This window comes from Haloarcula sp. Atlit-120R (assembly GCF_003665885.1).
GTDB lineage: Archaea > Halobacteriota > Halobacteria > Halobacteriales > Haloarculaceae > Haloarcula > Haloarcula taiwanensis.
Genome location: NZ_QPLN01000092.1, coordinates 1 through 453 on the forward strand (window position 1 = coordinate 1; position 453 = coordinate 453).

Annotated in this window: 1 pseudogene; it reads right to left on the minus strand. The window is 67.1% G+C overall.

The window, feature by feature from the left end:
- Positions 1-155: 155 nt before the first annotated feature.
- Positions 156-453 (minus strand): annotated as a pseudogene (locus DVK01_RS21370) (conditioned medium-induced protein 4); the annotation flags it as partial.

Genomic DNA, 453 nt, shown 5'->3' on the forward strand with positions numbered 1-453 from the left:
CGGGTACTGCTGTGCGAGCGTCCCGATCTCCTCTCGGTAGTAGTTTCGGTAGAACTCGATGAACCGTTCCGTCAGGTCTCGGTTCTGGGGGGCCTGCGCCATCGCACAGGGGTATGTCCCCAATCGGTTAAGAACCTTCGTCGTTCGGCCGACCGTTACAGCGACACGTCGGTCTCGATATCTTCCGTCGCCTCGCGGAGACCGTCGCGGCGGGCGTCCTCGGCCATCCGGTTCGAGAGGTCGTCGTCGGTCAGAAGCTCCGCGAAGTCGTCGCGGAAGCGGTAGTTGGCCCGGCTCGAACGGATGTCCGCCTCGGCGACGGGGCGGCACTCGGAGACGACCTCGACGGGCACGTCGAGCGCCTCGGCGATGGCCTCGTCGTCCGCGCCGTCGACGAGCAGGGTGTCGAAGCGGTCGGCGTCGAACGGGAACTCGCGGTCGGCGTCGCGGACG